Annotated in this window: 17 protein-coding genes and 3 pseudogenes; 12 read left to right on the plus strand and 8 right to left on the minus strand. The window is 67.5% G+C overall.

What is annotated here, in order from left to right:
* Window positions 1–185: 185 nt before the first annotated feature.
* Together AB8998_RS00300 and AB8998_RS00305 are read left to right on the plus strand one after the other, a co-directional pair.
* A pseudogene (locus AB8998_RS00300) lies at window positions 186–472 on the plus strand (integrase catalytic domain-containing protein); the annotation flags it as partial.
* 122 nt (window positions 473–594) lie between these two features.
* Window positions 595–1,266: an integrase catalytic domain-containing protein gene (locus tag AB8998_RS00305; RefSeq protein ID WP_369736283.1), complete on the plus strand. Its 672-nt coding sequence runs from the start codon at window positions 595–597 to the stop codon at window positions 1,264–1,266.
* A 126-nt stretch (window positions 1,267–1,392) separates the two neighbouring features.
* Here the strand turns inward: AB8998_RS00305 and AB8998_RS00310 are convergent, their stop codons facing one another.
* The 8 genes and pseudogenes from AB8998_RS00310 to AB8998_RS00345 form a co-directional block, all read right to left on the minus strand.
* On the minus strand, window positions 1,393–3,066 hold the full coding sequence (locus AB8998_RS00310; protein ID WP_369736284.1) for a transposase: 1,674 nt from the start codon (window positions 3,064–3,066) through the stop codon (window positions 1,393–1,395).
* Between the two features lie 489 nt (window positions 3,067–3,555).
* The gene (locus AB8998_RS00315; protein ID WP_369736286.1) at window positions 3,556–4,770 is read right to left on the minus strand and encodes a DUF1214 domain-containing protein; all 1,215 of its coding nucleotides are present in this window, start codon (window positions 4,768–4,770) and stop codon (window positions 3,556–3,558) included.
* Window positions 4,767–5,567 carry a sugar phosphate isomerase/epimerase family protein gene (locus AB8998_RS00320; RefSeq protein WP_369736287.1) on the minus strand — a complete coding sequence of 267 codons (801 nt, stop codon included), beginning with the start codon at window positions 5,565–5,567 and terminating at the stop codon, window positions 4,767–4,769. The genes AB8998_RS00315 and AB8998_RS00320 overlap by 4 nt, the downstream gene beginning before the upstream one ends.
* Before the next feature lie 3 nt (window positions 5,568–5,570).
* The gene (locus AB8998_RS00325; RefSeq protein ID WP_369736288.1) at window positions 5,571–6,734 is read right to left on the minus strand and encodes a sulfotransferase family protein; all 1,164 of its coding nucleotides are present in this window, start codon (window positions 6,732–6,734) and stop codon (window positions 5,571–5,573) included.
* On the minus strand, window positions 6,731–7,858 hold the full coding sequence (locus AB8998_RS00330; protein WP_369736289.1) for an LLM class flavin-dependent oxidoreductase: 1,128 nt from the start codon (window positions 7,856–7,858) through the stop codon (window positions 6,731–6,733). The genes AB8998_RS00325 and AB8998_RS00330 overlap by 4 nt, the downstream gene beginning before the upstream one ends.
* A 135-nt stretch (window positions 7,859–7,993) precedes the next feature.
* Window positions 7,994–9,091 (minus strand): inositol-3-phosphate synthase, encoded by a 1,098-nt coding sequence (locus tag AB8998_RS00335; protein ID WP_369736290.1) that lies wholly within the window; start codon window positions 9,089–9,091, stop codon window positions 7,994–7,996.
* 69 nt (window positions 9,092–9,160) lie between these two features.
* A complete protein-coding gene (locus tag AB8998_RS00340) occupies window positions 9,161–9,703 on the minus strand; it encodes a PadR family transcriptional regulator (protein ID WP_369736291.1) in 543 nt (180 codons plus the stop codon).
* A gap of 168 nt (window positions 9,704–9,871) precedes the next feature.
* Window positions 9,872–10,073, minus strand: a pseudogene (locus tag AB8998_RS00345) (hypothetical protein); the annotation flags it as partial.
* Window positions 10,074–10,241: 168 nt separating this feature from the next.
* On the opposite strand from AB8998_RS00345, the gene AB8998_RS00350 reads away from it, so the two are divergent.
* The 10 genes and pseudogenes from AB8998_RS00350 (at window position 10,242) to AB8998_RS00395 (ending at window position 22,353) form a co-directional block, all read left to right on the plus strand.
* Window positions 10,242–10,667 (plus strand): DUF5318 family protein, encoded by a 426-nt coding sequence (locus tag AB8998_RS00350; RefSeq protein ID WP_369736292.1) that lies wholly within the window; start codon window positions 10,242–10,244, stop codon window positions 10,665–10,667.
* Window positions 10,660–13,185, plus strand: a complete 2,526-nt coding sequence (locus AB8998_RS00355) for a transglycosylase domain-containing protein (protein WP_369736293.1) — start codon at window positions 10,660–10,662, stop codon at window positions 13,183–13,185. The genes AB8998_RS00350 and AB8998_RS00355 overlap by 8 nt, the downstream gene beginning before the upstream one ends.
* Window positions 13,182–14,831 (plus strand): glycosyltransferase family 87 protein, encoded by a 1,650-nt coding sequence (locus AB8998_RS00360; protein ID WP_369736294.1) that lies wholly within the window; start codon window positions 13,182–13,184, stop codon window positions 14,829–14,831. Before AB8998_RS00355 ends, AB8998_RS00360 begins: the two co-directional genes overlap by 4 nt.
* Window positions 14,828–15,465, plus strand: a pseudogene (locus AB8998_RS00365) (DJ-1/PfpI family protein). Before AB8998_RS00360 ends, AB8998_RS00365 begins: the two are co-directional and overlap by 4 nt.
* Before the next feature lie 143 nt (window positions 15,466–15,608).
* Complete coding sequence (gene rpsF, locus AB8998_RS00370; RefSeq protein WP_369736295.1) at window positions 15,609–15,899, plus strand: 30S ribosomal protein S6; 291 nt, start codon at window positions 15,609–15,611, stop codon at window positions 15,897–15,899.
* A gap of 100 nt (window positions 15,900–15,999) precedes the next feature.
* On the plus strand, window positions 16,000–16,524 hold the full coding sequence (locus tag AB8998_RS00375) for a single-stranded DNA-binding protein (protein ID WP_369736296.1): 525 nt from the start codon (window positions 16,000–16,002) through the stop codon (window positions 16,522–16,524).
* Between the two features lie 42 nt (window positions 16,525–16,566).
* Window positions 16,567–16,821 carry a 30S ribosomal protein S18 gene (rpsR, locus tag AB8998_RS00380; protein WP_369736297.1) on the plus strand — a complete coding sequence of 85 codons (255 nt, stop codon included), beginning with the start codon at window positions 16,567–16,569 and terminating at the stop codon, window positions 16,819–16,821.
* Window positions 16,822–16,853: 32 nt separating this feature from the next.
* On the plus strand, window positions 16,854–17,312 hold the full coding sequence (rplI, locus tag AB8998_RS00385; protein ID WP_369736298.1) for a 50S ribosomal protein L9: 459 nt from the start codon (window positions 16,854–16,856) through the stop codon (window positions 17,310–17,312).
* Between the two features lie 507 nt (window positions 17,313–17,819).
* On the plus strand, window positions 17,820–20,471 hold the full coding sequence (locus tag AB8998_RS00390) for a replicative DNA helicase (RefSeq protein WP_369736299.1): 2,652 nt from the start codon (window positions 17,820–17,822) through the stop codon (window positions 20,469–20,471).
* Between the two features lie 154 nt (window positions 20,472–20,625).
* Window positions 20,626–22,353, plus strand: a complete 1,728-nt coding sequence (locus tag AB8998_RS00395; RefSeq protein ID WP_082122881.1) for a TniQ family protein — start codon at window positions 20,626–20,628, stop codon at window positions 22,351–22,353.
* The last annotated feature ends 93 nt before the right edge of the window (window positions 22,354–22,446 follow it).

The following is a 22,446-nucleotide window of genomic DNA, read 5'->3' on the forward strand; positions in this document are numbered from 1 at the left end:
GCGTGGCCGACGGCGGTGCCTCACCTATTTTGAGCGCGTAACCAGAGAGGCTTGCCCGGTGTGGAGGGCAAGACCGATATGGCCGCGAGACGGCAGGTAACCAACAAACTGCATGGTCAGTACCGCAAGGCGTCGAAGGCGGATAAGACCGCGATCTTGGATCGGGTTGGTGGCTTCCACGGGGGATGGGCCGTTCGACCGCCCGGCGGATGCTGACCGGACCGCGGCTGGCGGATCCGGCTGAGCAGGTCGCGATGGGCGTAGGTTGCGCCCGCGGGGCTTCAGCGACGACGCCAGAGCGCTTCTAGAGCACGTGTGGGCCTTGATGGGCATGCCGTGCGGCAAGTACCTGGTGGTCATGGCCGAGCTATGGCTACCGCTGCTGGCCACCGCCGGTGACCTCGACAAGCCGTTCGCCACCGAGGCGGCGGTCGCCGAGCTGAAGGCGATGAGCGCGGCCACCGTCGACCGCTACCTCAAACGAGCTCGGGATGCGATGCGTATCAAGGGCATCTCGACGACCAAACCGTCACCGCTGCTGCGGAATTCGATCACTATCCGTACCTGTTCTGATGAGGCGCCCGAGACTCCGGGGTGATCGAGGCCGACACCGTGGCGCACTGCGGCCCGAGTTTGATCGGCGAGTTCGCCCGCACCCTGACCATGACCGACCTGGTGATCGGCTGGACCGAGAACTACTCGATCCGCAACAACGCCTCCAAGTGGATCACCGCCGGCATCGAGGAGCTGGAGCAGCGGTTCCCGTTTCCCGTGGTGATTTTCGACAGCGATTGCGGTGGTGAATTCATCAATCATGAGGTCGCCCAGTGGCTGCAGGACCGCGACGTCACCCAGACCCGCTCGCGGCCGTACCAGAAGAACGATCAGGCGCATGTGGAGTCCAAGAACAACCACGTGGTGCGCAAACACGCGTTCTACTCGCGCTACGACACCCCAGTGGAGCTGCAGCTGCTCAACCAGCTGTGGAAGCTGGTGTCGCTGCCGCTGAACTTCTTCACCCCGACCAAAAAGCCCCTCGGCTACACCACCACCGCAGCTGGTCGCCGCAAGCGCATCTACGACAAGCCGGCCACCCCGTGGCAGCGTCTGCAGGCATCGGGAGTGCTTGACAACCAACAACTCGCGAACGTCGCTGCCCGGATCGAAGGCATCAACCCGGCCGATCTGACCCGGCAGATCAACGCCATCCAAATGCAGCTGCTGGACCTGGCCAAGACCAAGACCAAGGCCCTAGGACGGCGCTGATGTAGTGACCTCCAGCAGGGCGGGGATTTCGCGGTATCGGGGTCTCGACGGCTGGGAGGGGCTTGCGCTGGCTGATATTAATGGGATCGTAGGTGGCCTGGTGGCCTGGTGGCCTGGTGGTCCCGATCAGGCGATGGCCCAGCCCCCGGCCGCTGAATGCAGGCCCAGGCTGGCCAATCGGGCGAGGTTGATCGCGCCGGCTCGGGCGAGGATGTCGGTCAGGATGCGTTGTTGTCCGCGGCAGCGAGCCTTGCGACCACCCCAGGGGCGCCGGGTGAAGTGACTGATCTTGCGTTCCACAACCGGCCGATACGTTCGGTAATCGGTCTGCCAGGCCGGGTCGCGTTGGCGGGCCTTGGCCAGCTGTAGGGCGGCCTCATGGGCATGGATGGTGATCACCCGTCCACGGCGGGCTTTGGTGCATTGCGCCCGCAGCGGACACGACCCACACAATGCCCCGAAGCGAGCGACCTGCTGACGCCGCCCGGTGCTGATGGCCACAGTGTGCTCGGCCGGGCAGGTGACGGTGCCCGCAGTCAGGTCGATACCGAACTGGTCTTTGGAATAGCCGTTGGCGTTGCGCACCGGGGGCACTTTGGCGCGCATGTCATGGCCACGTTGGGTCTGCTCATCGAGGGTGGCCCCATCAGCGTAAGCCGAATCGCCATACACCTCAAAGACATTGGGCTCCGACTCGTTTCGCACATGCTCACCGTGATCGGTGATCGTTTCATCGGCATCGGCATCGGCATCGGTGGCGGCATCGGTGGCGGCGGAATCGGGTGCAGCACTCGTGGTGTCGGTGACCGGGTTGCCCAGCAGCTCGTCGATGACCTCACGGTCGGCGGCGTTGGCCGCGGTGACGGCCACCGCGGTGATCAGCTCGTCATCGGGATCGATACCCAAATGGGACTTGTAGCCATCGAAGGTCCGCGCCCGCGACTTATGCCCATGGCGGGCCTCGGTATCAACGGTGGAGATCAGCCGATCCCGGGCCACCCGCCTCGCGATGCGAAACACCCCGTCGTCGCCGGCCTCGACGTCCTGGCCGGCCACCAGCGCCAGCAACTCGACCGCCTCACCGAGTGCCCCGTCAAGCTGGCGGCCATCGCAGGCCTCCAGTGCTGCCTTGGCGTCGCGCACCAGCGCATCGACCAAGGCTTCACGCGCCGTGGGATCGTCCCAGTCACACGGTGGTTTTCCCAGGCTGGCGTAGTCATCGTCGCGGGTCAGCACGGTGCGCACCGCACCGGCCACCTCCGGATCGGCCCGATCGGCCACCGCCAGTAGTTTGCGGATCGCGGCCCGCAGCTGGATCACCGTGTCCTGGGTGGCCACCGCATCCAACAGCGGAGTGGAATCGAGCACCCGGCGCCGTCCCCGCAACAACCCCGCCGCCCGCGCCGTGGTGTTGACGTCCTCGAACAACCGCCGTGGCCGATCCGATGCGCGTAGCCGGTTGCGCATCCCGACCAGCACCGTGGGATGAAACGCCTCCGCATCCACGGTCAACCCGGCGGCCGCTTTCCAGCGCAGGTCAAAGGCCAGCCGGTCGCAGGCCTCCCGATCCGAAAGCCCCTCGTAGGCCTGCAGCAGCATCACCGCGGCCATCACCCGCGCCGGCACCGTTGGCCGACCCAACGCCGAACGCTTGAACACATCAGCGAAATAATCGTCGTCGAACAGTGCACCGCCGTGGTCGGCCAGCAGCCGATAGATGCTGCCCGCCGGCAGCTGATCGCCGACAAGCAGCATCACGTCATCGAACCGGCCCTGCCGATTTTCCCGTCCCAAAGCCACGCATCTGATCCTCGCCGCCCATCCATGCGAAACCCGCTCAGCCACGCCGAAAGTCAGCGACTAAAACAGCACCGTCCTAGCCGGCGCCCGCCACATCGACCTGCAAGCATTACAACCGTCAATCAACCGATTGGCCAAGGCGAAGTAGTGCAAGCCCTCCACGCGCTCACTATGTGTGAGGCACCAGCGACCGCTTCGCGCTCACTTTTAGGTGAGGCACCTCGGCCCTGTTCGGTGATGATCACCTGCGGCACGGCGTCTTGCTACCGCATGATTTGCTATTGCCCGATCCCGAGGACCCGGGCGTCAACAGTGCATTCGGCGGTGCAGTATCGCCGCCTGACCCGATCACAGACCGGCCATCTCCACATTTGCGTTTCCGTTGAAGAGCAACGTGTTTCGTCTTCTCGTTCAATCCTGCGATCGTCGCGACCGGCTGGAATTCACCGCCACGCCGCCACGAGCACGCCCGACCCCGACGCCGCCGCCCTAGAGTAGGTAACGACGGCGAACACCGTGGAACCGTTCCCACATCGCGGCGATGCGTTCCGCCGGAGTCACCATGGCAGCGTCTGGGGGCAGAGCGTCGCCCAGCTCGTCGTACTCGACCACGCGGGTACTGAGCACGACAGGCTCGCCCTCGAGCATGTGCCGGTAGGTCAGGTTGCCGCGCTCGAAGCCCTGGGTGTCCAGCCAGTTGTGCACGCCGGGATCGCGGTGGGCCAGCACGAGGCGGATGCGCCCGTCGCGGTCGACGGTGGTGCGGCTCGGCGTGTAGCTGACCGGGCGGTACAGGTAGTCCATGCTGTTGAAGAAAACGCCCATGTTGGTGAACATCCACAGCCCGTCGTGGGCGTCGAACTCGACGATCAGCGCCTCGTCGGGGGCGAGCTCCCAGTACATGTTGGTCGCGGCCCGGCCGCGCCTGCCGTCGGCCTCGGTGGCCCCGACGCGGGGGAAGGCGTTGGGATGCCCGGCGTCGACGCCGCCGTGGGTGAAGGGGAACTCGGGCCAGTCGGACATCAGGCCGGTGACGAAGTCACCGGCCCAGCCCATCGCCTCGGCCATGCCCGCGGGCGTGGGCAGCGGCTTGGGGCAGGTCATGTCGACGCGCTCGATGCGCATCCGCGCCGGCACCTCGTCCCACCGGTCGAAGCCCTGTCGGATGAACAGTTTTCGCGATCCCGGCGTGGTGGGCAGCCAGTTCGGGCCGCGTTGCGGCCCGCCGATGTAGAGCTCGAACGTCCCGTCGTCCTCGACGTGGAGCCGATGGCCGAGCAGGTTGGCTTCCGGTGTGTCGCCGAAGGGCTCGTGCAGCACGCCCGGCCCGGGCGTGCGGGGTCCCTGGACGGTGACGTTGAAGAACCGCGACGTGCCGCGGGTGCCGGTGAGCAGGTAGGTCGATTCGCCGTCGATCCAGGCTTGCTGGTAGGTGAAGTCGGCGCAGTCGCCGCCGAGCTTGCGGGTCGGGCCGCAGAACGTGTGCAGCACCGGGTAACGGGTGTCGCGGGTCTCCAGCGCCAGGTCGAAGGCCTGGCCCAGGTTCTGGGTGAGGAAGCGGAACGCGTCGGCACGCTGCACCCCCGAGGCGGGGTTGGCGTCTTTGAAGACCCGTTCGCCGGCGCGCTGCAGCGCGGCGCAGAATTCGGTCCACGCCGCCCGCAGCGCCGCGTCGTCGGGGCCGTCACCGTAGGCCATTGTCATGCCCCCAGTCTGTCGAGCATCGCGCCGACGACATCGCATGCGCGCCAGGCGGATCCGAGCCGGCCCTCGGCCTCGATGCGCGGGCCGATGAGTTCCAGGTCGAAGCCGTGCCGATAACCGGCGGCCAGAACGTCGGTGAGGAACGCCTCGAGGGGGATCGTGCCGTCGCCGGGGACGGCGCGGGCCGGCAGCGACCGGTCGCCGAGCACGTAGTCGCTGAGTTGGACGAGCGCGGCGCGCGGCAGCGCCCGCCGCACCATCGCCTCGAAATCGCCTTCCGCCCAGCAGTGGAACACGTCGATGCAGATGCCCAGCCCGGCCATCTCGGCCAGGGTAACGGTGTCGCGCAGCGTGTGGACGAGGTGGATGTCGGCGTACAGGCTGGAGGCGTTCTCGATCGCCAGCGCCACCCCGGCCGCCCGCGCCCGTGCGACGCAGGGCGCGACCATGTCCGAAAAGCGTCGGGCCGCTTGGGTCCAGCTGAGCCCGCCGCGGCCCCCGGTGAGCAGGTAGACGGTGCGGGCCCCCACGCCCGCGGCGGCGTCGATCACGGCGCACAGCGCGTCCTGCGCGGCCCGCGGGTCGGCGGCCAGGCTGCCGCCCGCGAAGACGTGGCAGACCGCCTCGACCGTGTAGCCGTTGCGCTGCAGCAGGGTTGGGAACAACGGATCGAGCAGCTGGTCGTCCAGGACGCTCAGCCGCGACACCCCGAGCGTCCGCCAGTGCGACTCCAGCTCGGCCAGAGGGGTGCCGTAGAAGGTGACGCTGTGCACCGACAGGCGCTCGTGGGCCGGCACGGGTCAGGCCCGGTTCTCGATCGCGACGCCGAAGCGTTCGCGGAAGGCCCGAAACTCGGCGTGCAGGGCGTCGAGGTCCTCGCCGATGTCGGTCAACAGGCGCGTCGAGTAGGTGAACTTGCCGTGGCGGTCGCCGCGGTTGGCTACGAGATAGTCCCGCATCGCCGCCTCGGGCCCGGCCGCCAGGTCGCGGCCGCAGAACGTGTAGTAGCGCCGCACCGTTTCAACCGGATGGGCGACGAAGTCGGTGTAGCGGGCGTGCAGGATGCGCGGGTCGTCGACCAGCGGATTGGCCATCGTGTTGGCGATGCCGGCCCGGGTCAGCTCCAGGTGCATCTTGGCCGCGGCGTGCAGGTCGATCGGGCCGACCATGCCTTCGGCGATGTCGGCCATCATCATGGTGCGCGACGCGGCGACCTGGACCGGGTCGCGGTGCAGCCACACGATCCGGGCGTCGGGGTAGGTGTCGAACAGCTCCGCGAGCCGGAATCCGTGAAAACCCTTGAGAACCCAGCGTTTTCGGGGGCGCCGGTACTGCAGTTGCTGCAGCATGGCCTTGTGTAGCCGGTATTGTGCGGCCGCGTCGGTGGGCAGCCCGGCCACCAGCGACTGCATCGGGACCCGCCACCACGCGGTCGGCGTCATCACCCGGAAGTCGAAGGCCCAGGTGCGTTCGTCCTCTGGCAGGCCGTCGCCGAGCATGTCGTTGTAGGGGTGGCTGTGCAGCCACTTGGGCAGCTTGGCGTTGATCTCGCGCCAGTCGGCGTCGGCGCGGGCGCGGCGGGGGTCGTCCGGGCCGGCCAGTCCCGGCGGCGGCGACGGGTACATCACCTCCCAGAAGCGCAGCGCCCGCGCGTCCGGGTCGACGGACATCAGCGCGTGCATGAGCGTGGTGCCCGACCGGGGTTCGCCGGTGACGAACATCGGCGCCTCGATCACCTCGTCGCCGACGGGATAGCGGTTGCGGTCCCCGACGAACTCCAGCCGCGAGGTCAGCAGCCAATGGCACACCCGGGCGGCCTCGCGCGCACCGTCGGCGTCCAGGCCGAGCGCGTTGAGGTGGTCGACGGCGACGGCGAAGCGGTGCGGCAGCGTCGGGTCGGCGTAGTCGCGCAACCCGGTCTCGGCCTGCGCGGCCTCCAGCAGCGCCGCGGCGTCGAGGCTCACGAGACGGCCCCGCACAGCCGCAGCAGTTCGTCCTCGGTCGCCCGGACGTTGGCCGCCGAGGCCTCGGCGTACTTCAGGCCGGCCATGGCGCCGTAGTCGAGGATTTTGGGCACCCGCAGGCCCGCGTCCACGTACGTCTTGACGATCTCGGCGACCCGCCCCGGGGTACCGTGCGGCACGACGGCCAGGACCATCTCGGGTTGCACCTTGTCCAGGAACTCCACGATCCGCTCACGGGGCAGCGTCGCGGGGTCGATGTCCTGGAACCCGCGCCAGCCCTCACCCATCGGGTGCTCGAACCCGAAGCCGCGCAACGTCTCCGCGGAGACCTGCAGCAGGAACGCCCGCACCAGCGGCGCCCGCAGGATCTCGGCGAGCGCGTCGTCGTCCGCGCCGATCAGGCACACCTGGATGAAGCACGGCGTGATCGCCATCGGGTCACGGCCCGCGTGTTCGGCGGAAGCCCTTACCGCCGAGAGCATTTCGGCGTAGTGCTCCGGCGTCCAGGCGCCTGCCGGCCACCACCCGTCGGCGTGGCGGCCGGCGATGTCGAGCATCCGCGGGCCGCTGGCGCCGATCCAGATCGGGGGGAACCGCCCGTCGTAGGGTTCGATGTCCAACCGGGCTTGACGCAGCGTGTAGAACCGCCCGTCGAAGTCGATCGGGCCGTCGCTCTCCCACAGCAGCCGGATGACGTTCAGCGCCTCCTCGAAACGGGCGACCGGCCGGGCGAAGTCGAAGCCGTAGGGCACCGTGTTCTCGCTCTCGCCGCTGCCCAGGCCGAGGACGAAGCGCCCCTTGGCGAGGTGGTCGATGGTCAGCGCCGTCTGCGCGAGCATGCACGGGTGGCGCCGGACCGTGTCGACGACGGCGCTGACGACGGGAACGTTGTCGGTCAGCACCGCGGCCGCCGCCGCGACCACCAGCCCGTCGAGGTGGCGGTGCGGCGACGGGGAGGCGGCGGCGAGGTCGGTGAACTCGGGGGTCCACAGGGAGTCGGGCCAGAAGCTGACCAGGTGATCGGGCAGCCAGATCGAGTGGTAGCGGCCGTTGTCCAGCTCTGCGAGGCGAGACAGGTCCAGGGGCAGGGTCGTGCGCAGGAACGCGGCGGGCTGAACGTTCATCGAGAGATGATGCTAAGCAACCGCCCAGCGCCGTGTCGACGAATTGGCTCTCGCGCCGCCGGACGCCGGCGTGCTATCGCATGCGCTATCGCTTCGGGAAAGCCACCTGATGCTCGGTGCGCCGAAGCGCGGTGCTCACGCCCCGATGATGAACTCTTCGAGCTGGGTGCGCGCGATGTCGTCGGGCAGCTGCTGCGGCGGGCTCTTCATCAGGTAGGCCGACGCCGGGACCACCGGGCCGCCGATGCCGCGGTCCTTGGCGATCTTGGCCGCGCGCACCGCGTCGATGATGACGCCCGCGGAGTTCGGCGAGTCCCACACCTCGAGCTTGTACTCGAGGTTCAGCGGCACGTCGCCGAAGGCGCGACCCTCCAGCCGCACATAGGCCCACTTGCGGTCGTCCAGCCAGCCGACGTGGTCCGACGGGCCGATGTGAACGTCCTTGGTGTTGAACTCGCGGTGCAGGTTGGAGGTCACGGCCTGGGTCTTGGAGATTTTCTTGGACTCCAGGCGCTCGCGCTCGAGCATGTTGAGGAAGTCCATGTTGCCGCCCACGTTGAGCTGCATGGTGCGGTCCAGCTGCACACCGCGGTCCTCGAACAGCTTGGCCATGACCCGGTGGGTGATGGTGGCGCCGACCTGGCTCTTGATGTCGTCACCGACGATCGGGACCCCCGCGTCGGCGAACTTCTTGGCCCACACCGGGTCGGAGGCGATGAACACCGGCAGCGCGTTGACGAACGCCACGCCGGCGTCGATGCAGCACTGGGCGTAGAACTTGTCGGCCTCCTCCGAGCCCACCGGCAGGTAGGACACCAGGACGTCGACCTTGGCGTCCTTGAGCACCTGCACGACGTCGACGGGCTCGACGTCCGAGAGTTCGATGGTGTCGGCGTAGTACTTGCCGATGCCGTCGAGGGTGGGGCCGCGCTGCACCACCACGTTGGTGGGGGCCACGTCGGCGATCTTGATCGTGTTGTTCTCCGAGGCGAAGATCGCGTCCGAGAGGTCGAAGCCGACCTTCTTCGCGTCCACGTCGAACGCGGCCACGAACTTCACGTCGCGCACGTGGTACGGGCCGAACCGGACGTGCATGAGGCCGGGCACCGACGACGACTCGTCGGCGTTCTGGTAGTACTCGACGCCCTGGACCAGCGAGGACGCGCAGTTCCCGACGCCGACGATGGCGACTCGTACCTCCGTCAGCGCCCCTGACGGGTTGTGCTCGGTCATAGAGCGTTCTCCTAACCTCATAACTGTTTGAGCCTCGGTGTCTCGGCTGTCGTGTGTTTCGTGCAGGGATTACGTTTGTTCGGACAGGCCAGGCGCGGCCCGCTCCGCGGCGATGAGCTCGTTGAGCCATTTGACTTCACGTTCGCTGGACTCGAGTCCGAGCTGGTGCAACTGCCGGGTGTAACGGTCGAACGAGCTGCTGGCCCGTGCCACGGCTTCGCGCAGGCCTTCGCGGCGTTCCTCCACCTGACGGCGGCGGCCCTCCAGGATCCGCATCCGGGCCTCGGCCGGAGTGCGGTTGAAGAACGCCAGGTGTACCCCGAAGCCGTCGTCGGTGTAGTTGTGCGGGCCTGTGTCAGCCACCAGCTCGCTGAAGCGCCGGCGACCCTCGTCGGTCAGTCGGTAGACCCGGCGAGCCCGCCGCACCGGAGTGCCGGTCGGGGCGGCGTCCTCGGCGATCAACCCGTCGGCTTGCATGCGCCGCAACGCCGGGTAGAGCGAACCGTACGAGAACGCCCGGAATGCGCCGAGCAAGCCGGTCAGCCGCTTACGCAGTTCGTAGCCATGCATCGGCGACTCGATGAGAAGCCCCAGGATGGCAAGCTCCAGCATCGACCCACCTCCTTTGCATGTCCGGTTACGACGGCCCGACGCCTCGGGTCATCCTATCGCGTCGATATATTCGCCACAACACCGCCCATTCGCCCCGCCACCACCTGCGATTGGGGTGGCATTTGACCGGTGTTAACGGCGTGGGCGGGGTTGGCCCGCAGCCCGTCGTCACGACGACGGGTAGTTCACCCGCTTGACGGTCCCGTGTCCTGTGAAGGTGATGTAACCGCCGCCGTAATCGCTCGATGACGTACACCGACAGCGACACCGCCCCGGGCGCGGTGGGGTCGTCGGCGGGCTCGACGATCAGATACGTGCTCTTGACGTCGGACGGTTTGATGCCGAGGGTTTCCGGGGCGCCCCGCAGGATCAGCACCACGGCCGCGACCCCGTCGGGCTTGGCGCCGGGATCTTTCGTGAAGTCCAGCGGAGTCGCCACCGTAATCGGCGGTAGCCGGGCCGGGCTCGGGCCGGCGAACGCGCCGGGCATCAGCTTGCCGCGTATCAGTGGGGCGGATGGCGACGTACTCTGGTGGGCGTGCGACTGCAGCGACAGGTAGTGGACTACGCGCTTCGGCGGCGCTCCCTGCTGGCCGAGGTCTATTCGGGTCGCACCGGAGTGTCCGAGGTCTGTGACGCGAACCCGTACTTGTTGCGCGCCGCGAAGTTTCACGGGAAACCGAGCCAGGTGATGTGCCCGATCTGCCGCAAGGAGCAGCTCACCCTGGTGTCGTGGGTGTTCGGCGAGCACCTGGGCGCGGTGTCGGGGTCGGCCCGCACGGCCGAGGAGCTGGTCTTGCTGGCGACCCGCTTCGAGGAGTTCAAGGTCCACGTGGTGGAGGTATGCCGCACCTGCAGCTGGAACCACCTAGTCAAGTCGTACGTGCTCGGCGCGACGCGGCCACCGAAGGGCACCCGCGGAACGCGCAGGGCACGCAACGGCGCCCGCACCGCCATTGAATGACGAAGGCCGCCACGAGCAGTCGTCCACCGGCTGGGACGGGTCGGAGACTGAGCGTTTCGGCAAGCATGCGAACACCGGCGGGCCCGGCCGCCCGGGGCCCGGCCGGCGTCCGGTTCCGCCCGACGACCGGCTGACGGCGATCCTGCCGCCCGTCACCGACGATCGCTCCCCGCGGCGAGCGGACCCCATCGACGAGGTCAAGGCCGCGTTGGACAACCCGCCCTCGACGTCGCTGCAGGCCGAGCGGGATCAGCTCGCGGAGGTCAAGGCCGCCCTCGACGGCCGGCAGGACCGGCCTTTTTCCGGGCGACAGTCGGTGTCGGGGCCCCCGCCCCCGCCCCGTCGCGGCGGCCCGGGCGGAACCCCTGGGCGTTCACCGGCTCCCGGCTCGAGCTGGGTGGAGCGGGTCAATTGGCGGTGGGTGCGACGGGCGTCCTACCTCGCGGCGGCGGTGCTGGTGCTGTTGCCGCTCGTGACCTTCGCCATGGCGTACGTCATCGTCGACATCCCCAAGCCGGGCGACATCCGCACCAACCAGGTCTCGACCATTCTGGCCAGCGACGGCTCGGAGATCGCCAGAATCGTTCCGCCGGAAGGCAACCGGGTCGATGTCAACCTCAAGCAGGTGCCGGTGCACGTGCGTCAGGCGGTGATCGCCGCCGAGGACCGCAACTTCTACTCCAACCCCGGGTTCGACTTCACCGCGTTCGCCCGGGCGATCAACCACGACCTGTTCGGCAACGGCGGCCTGCAGGGCGGGTCGACGATCACCCAGCAGTACGTCAAGAACGCGCTGGTCGGTTCGGCGCAACACGGGTTCAGTGGCCTGATGCGCAAGGCCAAGGAACTGGTCATCGCCACCAAGATGTCGGGGGAGTGGTCCAAGGACGACGTCCTGCAGGCCTACCTGAACATCATCTACTTCGGCCGGGGTGCCTACGGCATCTCGGCGGCCGCCAAGGCGTATTTCGACAAGCCCGTCGAGCAGTTGACCGTCTCGGAAGGGGCGCTGCTGGCCGCGCTGATCCGGCGGCCGTCGACGCTGGACCCCGCCGTCGACCCCAAGGGGGCGAAGGCCCGGTGGAACTGGGTGCTCGACGGCATGGTCGAGACCAAGGCGCTGTCCCCGGGTGACCGCGCCGCCCAGGTGTTCCCGGAGACCGTGCCGCCCGATCAGGCCCGTGCGGAGAACCAGACGAGCGGCCCCGACGGGCTGATCGAGCGCCAGGTGACCAAAGAGCTGATGGAGTTGTTCAACATCGACGAGCAGACCCTGAACACCCAGGGGCTGCAGGTCACCACCACGATCGAACCGAAGGCCCAGCAGGCCGCGGAGAAGGCGGTGGCCAAGTACCTCCACGGGCAGGACCCCGACATGCGCGCCGCCGTGGTGTCGATCGACCCGCACGACGGCGCGATCCGCGCCTATTACGGCGGTCCCGACGCCAACGGCTTCGACTTCGCCCAGGCCGGGCTGCAGACGGGCTCGTCGTTCAAGGTGTTCTGCCTGATCGCCGCGCTGGAACAGGGCATCGGGCTGGGCTACCAGGTGGACAGCTCCCCACTGACGGTCGACGGCATCAAGATCACCAACGTCGACGGCGAGAGCTGCGGGACCTGCAACATCGCCCAGGCGCTCAAGCAGTCGCTGAACACCTCTTATTACCGGCTGATGCTCAAACTCAAGGGCGGGCCGCAGGCCGTCGCCGACGCCGCCCACCAGGCCGGCGTCGCGAAGAGTTTCCCCGGCGTCGAACACACGCTGTCCGAGGACGGCAAGGGCGGGCCGCCCAACAACGGGATCGTGCTGGGCCAATACGAAACCCGGCCGATCGACATGGCGTCGGCCTACGCGACGCTGGCCGACTCGGGCGTCTACCACCGGCCGCACTTCGTGCAGAAGGTCGTCAACGCCGAGGGCCAGGTCCTCTTCGACGCCGCCAACTCCGACAACAGCGGCGAGAAGCGGATCGACAAGGCCGTCGCCGACAACGTCACCGCCGCGATGGAACCGATCGCGGGCTACTCGCGCGGGCACAACCTGGCGGGCGGGCGGCCGTCGGCGGCCAAGACGGGCACCACGCAGCTGGGCGACACCAAGGCCGACAAGGACGCATGGATGGTCGGCTACACGCCGTCGCTGTCGACGGCGGTCTGGGTGGGCACCGTGAAAGGTGACCAGCCGCTGGTGACCGCCTCGGGCGCGCCGGTGTACGGGTCGGGGCTGCCGTCGGACATCTGGAAGGCGACCATGGACGGCGCGCTGAAGGGCACGCCCAACCAATCGTTCCCCAAGCCGACCGCGATCGGCGGCTACGCGGGAGTGCCCGCCCCACCACCACCGCCGCCTCCGCAGGCGCCCCCGCCGTCGGAGACGGTCATCCAGCCCACAGTGGAGATCGCGCCGGGGATCACCATTCCGGTCGGCCCGCCCACGACGGTCCCGATAGTGCCGCCGCCGTCGGACACCGGGGCCGCACCGGGCGGCCCGCAAGCCCCCCCACCGCCGCCGCCGTGACCGGCGCCGCCGAGCAGAGCGCCGCCATCTCGCCGGGACGGCTGGCCACCGACCGGCGCAGCCTGGACACCCGCGACTGCCCCAGCCGCACCGACTTTCTGGGCGCCGCCTTCGCCGACATGGTCGGGGGACCTGTCGGCCGGCACGCACTGATCGGGCGCACCCGGGTGATGACCCCGCTGCGGGTGATGTTCGTGATCGCGCTGGTTTTCCTGGCGCTCGGCTATTCGACGAAGGCGGCGTGCCTGCAGAGCCACGGCACCGGGCCGGGGGACCAGCGGGTGGCCAACTGGGACAACCAGCGCGCCTACTACGAGCTGTGCTACTCCGACACGGTGCCCCTCTACGGCGCGGAGTTGTTGAGCCAGGGCAAGTTTCCCTACAAGTCAAGCTGGGTCGAAACCGACGCCGACGGTGCGTCGCAGCTGCAGTACGACGGTCGCCCCGCGGTGCGCTACATGGAGTATCCGGTGCTGACCGGGCTCTACCAGTACGGGTCGATGGCGCTGGCCAAGACCTACACCGCGCTGAGCAAGCTGGGACCGCTGCCGGTGGTGGCCGAGGTGGTGATGTTCTTCGACGTCGCGGCGTTCGGCCTGGCGCTGGCCTGGCTGGCGACGGTGTGGGCGACCGCGGGCCTGGCCGGGCGGCGGATCTGGGACGCGGCCCTGGTGGCCGCCTCGCCGCTGGTGATCTTCCAGATCTTCACCAACTTCGACGCCCTGGCCACGGGTTTGGCGATGTCCGGGCTGCTGGCGTGGGCGCGGCGACGGCCGGTGCTCGCCGGCGTGCTGATCGGGCTGGGCGCCGCGGCCAAGCTGTATCCGCTGCTGTTCCTGGGCCCGATGCTGGTGCTGGGCATCCGGACCGGGCGCCTCGGCGCGTGGTCCCGCACCGCCGCGACGGCCGCGGCGACGTGGCTGCTGGTGAATCTGCCGGTGCTGGTGCTGTTCCCGCGGGGCTGGTCGGAGTTCTTCCGGCTCAACACCCGCCGCGGCGACGATATGGACTCGCTGTACTCCGTGGTGAAGTCGTTCACCGGTTGGCGCGGTTTCGATCCCCACCTCGGTTTCTGGGAGCCGCCCACGGTGCTCAACATCGTCGTCGCGGTGTCGTTCGCAACGTGTTGCGCGGCAATCGCTTACGTCGTGCTGACCGCGCCGCGGCGGCCGCGGGTGGCGCAGCTGGCGTTCTTGGTCGTGGCGGTGTTCCTGCTGACCAACAAGGTGTGGAGCCCGCAGTTCTCGCTGTGGCTGGTGCCGCTGGCCGTGTTGGCGTTGCCGCACCGCCGGATCCTGCTGGCCTGGATGACGATCGACGCGCTGGTCTGGGTGCCGCGAATGTACTACCTGTATTCCGAGCCGAACCGTACGCTGCCGCAGCAGGTCTTCACCACGACGGTGCTGCTGCGCGACGTGGCCGTCGTCGGATTGTGCGCGCTGGTGGTGTGGCAGATCTACCGGCCCGAGGAGGATCTGGTGCGCATGCGCGGGTGTCTGGACGACCCGGCCGGCGGGCCGTTCGACCGGGCCCCCGACGCGCCGCCCGGCTGGCTTCCGCAGTGGTTGCGGCCCGCCGGGCTGCGGCGGCCGGCGGCGCCGGCGGAGACTGACACCGAAGCGGCGACCATCCGGAGGCAGGCATGACGCAAGTTGCAATCCCGTTGTTTCCCCGGTTCACCGCGCTCGACGCGGTGGGGCCCTACGAGGTGCTGCAGCGCGTCCCGTCGATCGACATCGTGTTCGTCGGGCACCGCCGCGGTGAGGTGCGGACGGAGAACGGGATGCTGGGCTTCGCCTGTGACGCGACCTTCGACGAGGTCGCGGCGCCCGATGTGGTCGTGTTCCCCGGTGGCGTGGGCACCCGCCAATCCACGACGAGTCGGTGTGCGACTGGCTGCAGGCAGTGCACCCGAACACCACGTTCACGACGTCGGTGTGCACGGGCGCGTTGCTGCTGGCCGCCGCGGGCCTGCTCGACGGTCTGACCGCGGCCACCCACTGGGGCGCGGCCGACGTGCTCAACGGGCTGGGCGGCAGCTACGTGGCCGAACGCGTCGTCGAGCACCTGCCGCAGCGGATCATTACCGCCGCGGGGGTGTCCAGCGGCATCGATATGGCCCTGCGGCTCGTCGAATTGCTCGTAGACCGCGAGGCCGCGCAGGCCGCGCAGCTGCTCATCGAGTACGACCCGCAGCCGCCGTTCGACTCGGGTTCGCTCGCCAAGGCCGACGAGGCCACGATGGCCAGGGCCGTGGAGTACGTGCGCGTCCGGGAGTGAGTGGCCGCCGGATTTCCCGGATTGCCCCGGATTTCGCTAGGCCGCCCGCCGTCCGGTACCCTGGGGCGGTTGCCGACGCAGGCGACCCTCCTGCCACGGAACGACCGTGGCCGCTCGAGACCAGAGGAGGTGGTGAGGTTTCCATGCGTCCATACGAAATCATGGTCATTCTTGACCCCACGCTCGACGAACGCACCGTCGCCCCGTCGCTGGAGACGTTCCTCAACGTCGTCCGCAAGGACGGGGGAAGCGTCGACAAGGTCGACATCTGGGGCCGGCGCCGGCTGGCCTACGAGATCGCCAAGCACGCCGAGGGCATCTACGCCGTCATCGACGTGAAGGCCGAGCCGGCGACGGTGTCCGAGCTGGACCGCCAGCTGAGCCTCAACGAGTCGGTGCTGCGCACCAAGGTGATGCGCGCCGACAAGCACTGAGTCGACAGCACTGACTGTTCGCCGTCGGTGCGGCTGCGTAGGCTTCGCGAGAACATGCTCATGACATCGACCGTCGTAGCAGCGGACCCAGGAGGAAATTGTGGCTGGTGACACCACTATCACCGTCGTCGGAAACCTGACCGCTGATCCCGAGCTGCGGTTCACGCCCTCGGGTGCCGCCGTCGCGAATTTCACCGTCGCGTCCACACCCAGGATCTATGACCGCCAGAGCGGGGAGTGGAAGGACGGCGAGGCGCTGTTCCTGCGGTGCAACATCTGGCGGGAGGCCGCCGAGAACGTTGCCGAGAGCCTGACCCGCGGCTCCCGCGTGATCGTCACCGGGCGGCTCAAGCAGCGGTCCTTCGAGACCCGCGAAGGCGAGAAGCGCACCGTGGTCGAGGTCGAGGTCGACGAGATCGGGCCGTCGCTGCGGTATGCCACCGCCAAGGTCAACAAGGCCAGCCGCAGCGGCGGCGGCGGGGGTGGCGGCGGCTTCGGTGGCGGCGGTGGCGGCGGATCCCGTCAGGCTGCTCCGCAGGCGAGCAACGCACCGGCCGACGATCCGTGGGGCAGTGCCCCGGCGTCGGGCTCCTTCGGTGGCGGCGACGACGAGCCGCCCTTCTAGAACACGTGAACTTCACCCACGAGAACGGAAAGAACAACACACATGGCCAAGTCCACCAAGCGGCGCCCGGCGCCCGAGAAGCCGGTCAAGGCACGCAAGTGCGTCTTCTGCTCGAAGAAGGGGCAGCAGATCGACTACAAGGACACCACGTTGCTGCGCACCTACATCAGTGAGCGCGGCAAGATCCGGGCCCGCCGGGTGACCGGCAACTGCGTGCAGCACCAGCGCGACATCGCGATCGCGGTGAAGAACGCCCGCGAGGTGGCGCTGCTGCCCTTCACCTCCTCGGCGCGCTAGGCGCCGGACGCTCAACCGAAAGTACGAAGACGATGAAGCTGATTCTGACGGCTGACGTAGACCATCTCGGGACCGTCGGCGACACGGTCGAGGTCAAGGACGGGTACGGCCGCAACTTCCTGCTGCCACGCGGGTTGGCGATCGTCGCCTCGCGCGGTGCCCAGAAGCAGGCCGACGAGATTCGCCGCGCCCGCGAGACCAAGATGGTGCGCGACCGCGAGCACGCCGACGAGCTCAAGGCCGCTATCGCGGCGCTCGGTTCCGTCTCGCTACCGGTGAAGACCGCGGCGGACTCCGGCAAGCTGTTCGGCTCGGTGACCGCCAGCGACGTGGTCGCGGCCATCAAGAAGGCCGGCGGCCCCAACCTGGACCGGCGGATCGTCCGGTTGCCCAAAGCGCACATCAAGGCCGTCGGCACCCACCGGGTGTCGGTGCACCTGCACCCCGAGGTCGACGTCGACGTCGACCTCGAGGTCGTCGCGCAGGGCTAACTCCCAAATCTTTGCCTGCCGGAGGCAGTCCTTGCTGTCTGTGCACCCCGCTCGCGGCCGTGTGCGCGGTCGCGCACGGCTACCCCAGCGAACTTTTTCCGCGTAATGTCCGCGCGCGTGCCGTAACCCCCGTGTAACGAAGCGAAAATCTGGTCGAAAGACAACACGCCCGGGGCAGTAACCTGGCCCGACACGCCGATCAGATTCTTGTCCACATCAAATGTGTGGCGTTGTATGACGCGTATCTGCGGAGATGCCGTAGCACGCCGATTTGATCCACAGGTTCTCCACACCCCCCTCAACACAGGTGTCGACGGATATACACACACCATGCACAGCTCTATGAACAGCGGCCCCTTTCAGTCCGCGCCAGCAACGTTTACCGTTCTCCCGGCACGAGGTGATGCGGGTGCTGTGGGTCGGGGGGTGTCAGTGCCTTGGCTTATGGTCTGAATACCGGTTATCGAATGTACTTTCGGACACTTGAGTCAGAGGAGGATGCACCCGATGGCGGTCGTCGACGACCTGGCGCCTGGCGCGGAGTCCGCGCCGCCCAGTGAGGACTTCGGTCGTCAGCCCCCGCAGGACCTGGCTGCCGAGCAGTCGGTGTTGGGCGGGATGCTGCTGAGCAAGGATGCCATCGCCGACGTGCTGGAGCGCCTGCGGCCCGGGGACTTCTACCGCCCCGCCCACCAGAACGTCTACGACGCGATCCTGGACCTCTACGGGCGCGGGGAGCCGGCCGACGCGGTGACGGTGGCCGCCGAGCTGGACCGCCGCGGCCTGCTGCGCCGCATCGGCGGGGCGCCGTATCTGCACACCCTGATCTCGACGGTGCCCACGGCGGCCAACGCCGGGTACTACGCGGGAATCGTGGCCGAGAAGGCGCTGCTGCGCCGGCTGGTGGAGGCCGGCACGCGGGTGGTGCAGTACGGCTACGCCGGCGCCGAGGGCGCCGACGTGGCCGAGATCGTCGACCGCGCGCAGGCCGAGATCTACGACGTCGCCGAACGGCGGATGTCGGAGGACTTCGTCCCGCTCGAGGACCTGCTGCAGCCGACGATGGACGAGATCGACGCCATCGCTTCCAACGGCGGGGTGGCGCGCGGCGTGCCGACCGGGTTCACCGAGCTCGACGAGGTGACCAACGGCCTGCATCCGGGGCAGATGATCATCGTGGCGGCCAGGCCCGGCGTGGGGAAGTCGACCCTGGGTCTGGATTTCATGCGATCGTGTTCGATCAAGCACCGGATGGCCAGCGTCATCTTCTCGCTGGAGATGAGCAAGTCCGAGATCGTGATGCGGTTGCTGTCGGCGGAGGCGAAGATCAAGCTGGCCGACATGCGTTCGGGCCGGATGAGCGACGACGACTGGACCCGGCTGGCGCGGCGGATGAGCGAGATCAGCGAGGCGCCGCTGTACATCGACGACTCGCCCAACCTGACCATGATGGAGATCCGCGCCAAGGCGCGCCGGCTGCGTCAGAAGGCCAACCTCAAGCTGGTTGTGGTCGACTACCTGCAGCTGATGACCTCGGGCAAGAAGGTCGAGTCTCGGCAGATCGAGGTGTCCGAATTCTCAAGGCATCTGAAGCTTTTGGCGAAGGAGCTCGAGGTGCCGGTGGTGGCGATCAGCCAGCTCAACCGCGGGCCCGAGCAGCGCACCGACAAGAAGCCGATGCTCTCGGACCTTCGCGAGTCGGGGTGCCTGACCGCCGCCACGCGAATCCTGCGCGCGGACACCGGCGCCGAGGTCACGTTCGGTGAGCTCATGCGGACCGGCGAGCGGCCGTGGGTGTGGTCGCTGGACGAGCGGATGCGCATGGTCGCCCGCCCGATGACCAACGTCTTCCCCAGCGGGCACAAAGAGGTGTTCCGGCTCCGGCTCACCTCGGGCCGCGAGGTCGAGGCCACCGGCAACCACCCATTCATGAAGCTCGACGGCTGGACCCCCTTGGAGCAGTTGCAGGTCGGCGATCGCATCGCGGCGCCCCGGCTCGTTCCGGAGCCCTTCGACACCCAGCGCATGGACGAGTCCGAGGTGATCCTGCTGGCCCACATGATCGGCGATGGGCCGTGCGTGAAGCGCCAGCCGATCCACTATGCGTCGGTGGAGGAGGCGAACCTCGGCGCGGTGACGATCGCCGCCGCGCACTTCGGCGTGCGGGCCGTCCGCGACGAATACCCGGCGGCGCGGGTGACCACGCTGCGCCTGCCGGCGCCGGCGCCGTTGACCCACGGCAAGCGCAACCCGATCGCGGCGTGGCTGGATGGTTTGGGGCTGTTCGGCAAGCGCAGCTACGAAAAGTTCGTTCCGGAGCCGGTGTTCCGCGCTCCCAACGACCAGGTTGCGCTGTTCCTGCGGCACCTGTGGGCGACCCACGGGTCGGTGCGGTGGGACGACAAGGCGGGCCGGGGGCGGATCTACTACGCGTCGACGAGCCGGCGCCTGATCGATGACGTCGCTCAACTGCTGCTGCGGGTCGGAGTCTTCGCGCGCATCAAGCGCGCGACGAAACTCGGTTACCGCGACGGGTGGCACCTCTGCATCTACGGGGCGGAGAATCAGGCCCGCTTCCTGCGGCACGTCGGCGTCCACGGCGTGAAAGCCGCGGCGGCACAAGAGGTCCTGTCTCATCTCGAAGGCTTGGTGCGCAACACGAACCTCGACACAGTGCCGAAAGCGGTCTGGGTGCAGGTTCGCGAGGCGCTGTCCGCGAGGCAGATGACCCATCGGGAATTCGCCGCCGCCATGGGCGCTCAGTTCTGTGGGTCGACGATGTGGAAGCATTCGCCAAGCCGCTCCAGGCTGCATCGCGCCGCGGCGCTGCTCGACGACCCGGCCATTCACGCGCTGGCCACCAACGACGTCTTCTGGGACACGGTCGTCGAGATCACCAGCCTCGGCGCGCAGGACGTCTACGACGGAACCGTCGACGGTACACACAATTTCGTCGCGAACGGCATCAGCGTCCACAACTCGCTCGAACAAGATGCCGACATGGTGATCCTACTGAACCGGCCGGACGCCTTCGAGCGCGACGACCCGCGCGGGGGAGAAGCCGACTTCATTCTCGCCAAACACCGCAACGGCCCAACCAAGACGGTCACCGTCGCGCACCAGCTGCACTTGTCGCGGTTCGCCAATATGGCGCGGTGATCGAGCGCCTGTCGAGATGCAATGAAGATTGACAAGCGTGCAGTGATTGTTAAACAACAGCGTCAGTCGATCTGAGTATCTGGCAGGCATAGGTGCAGGTCAAGCCGCTAACTGCCGACTCGGCCTCAAGATCTTGTCAAAGTAGCTGCTCGAAATGAGAGTCGCGCGCCGCTGGCTTCCGCTTCAGGTGCAACCCCTTGAGGGTGAATCGATCGATTCGTGGTTGGAGGCCAGTGCACGTGCGATGGGTGGCACCGTCGGAACTCTTGCGGCAGCCGCGAAGCTTCCGGCTACCGCGAAGCCACATTGGTTGACCTGCCTGCTGCCGGCGCAGGAGCAGATGCTGGAGGCGGCCACCGGTGTACCGGCGGAGTCGTTCGAAGCGATGACGCTGAGCAGGTACGACGGGACCGCCTTGCATATTGATGTGGACACCGAGCGCCTCGATCCAATGTTTCCCTTCGGAGCTCTGCCACGGTCTCGGTTCTGCCCGGCATGCCTACGCGAAACGGGCGGTCGGTGGCAATTGCGCTGGCGACTCGGTTGGTCCTTCGCGTGCCTGGAACACAATTGCATCCTTGTCGACCAATGTCCTGGCTGCGGAAGCTATCAGCGATCGACCCAGTACTATCGCCGCATCCAGCCTCCAGCCACCTGCCGTTGCGGTCTTCCACTGGGAACGGTTCCAACGTTGCGGTGGACCGATAGACATGACTTTTCGTGGGCGCAGGAGGCGGTCAATGAGGTTATTGACGACGGCTACGGTGATTTCGGAATCTTTGACACCCACGTACGACTTTTGCAGGAGGTCCTGGGGGCTGTCAGAAGCCTTGCCAACAGGATTTTGAACTTTGCGTCGACCCACAGCCTGACGATTGAGGGCGTTGAGGATGACCTGACGGGTGAGCCTACGGTGAGTTTCGTGTCCTCACAGGCGCGAGAAACCTTGAATAACAAAGCGCCGCTTCGTGCTCTGGATGTTGCAGTCGGTACCACATTGGCCTTGAAGGTGTTGCGGCACGCAAGCGTGGTCGACTGTGGGTTGGCCGCCCGATGGTTCATTGCAGGGCAGAACGCCACCAGTGGTCCAGCGGAAATCCGCTCATGCGTGCGAGATAGCGATATCGCCGCGGCCATCGTGTTGAAGGCGCGCAACGCCGATATGGGTCCTGAACTCCAGCTGCGATACCGCTCTGCAACGACGCTGCCGTGCGCACCGAGCCCGGGGCAGAAGCGAATCCAGAAGAAGGCTGCCCGGCTGCCGGCGGCGATCTGGTCGCAATGGGCGTCTGTGTTGCTATCGGGACGTCGCAAGACTTTGGTGCTCCGCGAGACATTGTCGTGCGCCACACTGCTCGTGGGTGCAACCATCAGACCCGTTGCGGCAGTGCGCCTCCTAGGCGTCGTCGAGAGTCACAGCGTGTTGAATCACAGGCTGTGGGTTTTGTGCGACTCAAACTACTGGGAGTCGATGCAGCAGGCGCTCGTCCGGTTAAGTGACTTCCTAGAGGAGGGCGGTGGCCGGATCAACTACGAGCACCGCCGCCAGCTCGATTACTCGCTGTTGGTCAGCGATGACTTCTGGCAGCAACAGATGGAATGGGCTGCTGGCTCGCTGCCGACGGTGAGCTCGGTTGTGGCCGCGCATTGTTATTTGATTGAAAGGATAAGTGGGTCCCCGCGTCTCGCCCTCCAGTTCCACCCCGAGTTGGACTACTGGAGTTTGACGAAGCTCGTGAACGCTTTCACGGCGCACCTGACCGAGCCGACGGTGGCGGCGCTGGATCAGCGTGCACGGAGCTTCCTTGCGGAGCAGGGAGTCAGTGAACCGGTGTACTGGCACCCACCTCTCAAACTGTTTGAGGGACTTGACTTCTCGTAGGTGGCACACGAAACCGTGGGCACACAGCAAATGCCGTGCACGAGTGAAAATGCACGTAAAAGTTTCGAAAATCGACCCAGTAGCTACCTCCAA

This window comes from Mycobacterium sp. HUMS_12744610, assembly GCF_041206865.1.
In the GTDB taxonomy this organism is placed as follows: Bacteria; Actinomycetota; Actinomycetes; order Mycobacteriales; family Mycobacteriaceae; genus Mycobacterium; species Mycobacterium servetii.

Bases quoted from the DNA above. Each gene is read 5' to 3' on its own strand.
- AB8998_RS00315 (WP_369736286.1), bottom strand. From the start codon at position 4,770: ATGACAATGGCCTACGGTGACGGCCCCGACGACGCGGCGCTGCGGGCG.
- AB8998_RS00330 (WP_369736289.1), bottom strand. From the start codon at position 7,858: ATGAACGTTCAGCCCGCCGCGTTCCTGCGCACGACCCTGCCCCTGGAC.
- AB8998_RS00335 (WP_369736290.1), bottom strand. From the start codon at position 9,091: ATGACCGAGCACAACCCGTCAGGGGCGCTGACGGAGGTACGAGTCGCC.
- AB8998_RS00340 (WP_369736291.1), bottom strand. From the start codon at position 9,703: ATGCTGGAGCTTGCCATCCTGGGGCTTCTCATCGAGTCGCCGATGCAT.
- rpsF (WP_369736295.1), top strand. From the start codon at position 15,609: ATGCGTCCATACGAAATCATGGTCATTCTTGACCCCACGCTCGACGAA.
- rpsR (WP_369736297.1), top strand. From the start codon at position 16,567: ATGGCCAAGTCCACCAAGCGGCGCCCGGCGCCCGAGAAGCCGGTCAAG.
- rplI (WP_369736298.1), top strand. From the start codon at position 16,854: ATGAAGCTGATTCTGACGGCTGACGTAGACCATCTCGGGACCGTCGGC.
- AB8998_RS00390 (WP_369736299.1), top strand. From the start codon at position 17,820: ATGGCGGTCGTCGACGACCTGGCGCCTGGCGCGGAGTCCGCGCCGCCC.
- AB8998_RS00395 (WP_082122881.1), top strand. From the start codon at position 20,626: ATGAGAGTCGCGCGCCGCTGGCTTCCGCTTCAGGTGCAACCCCTTGAG.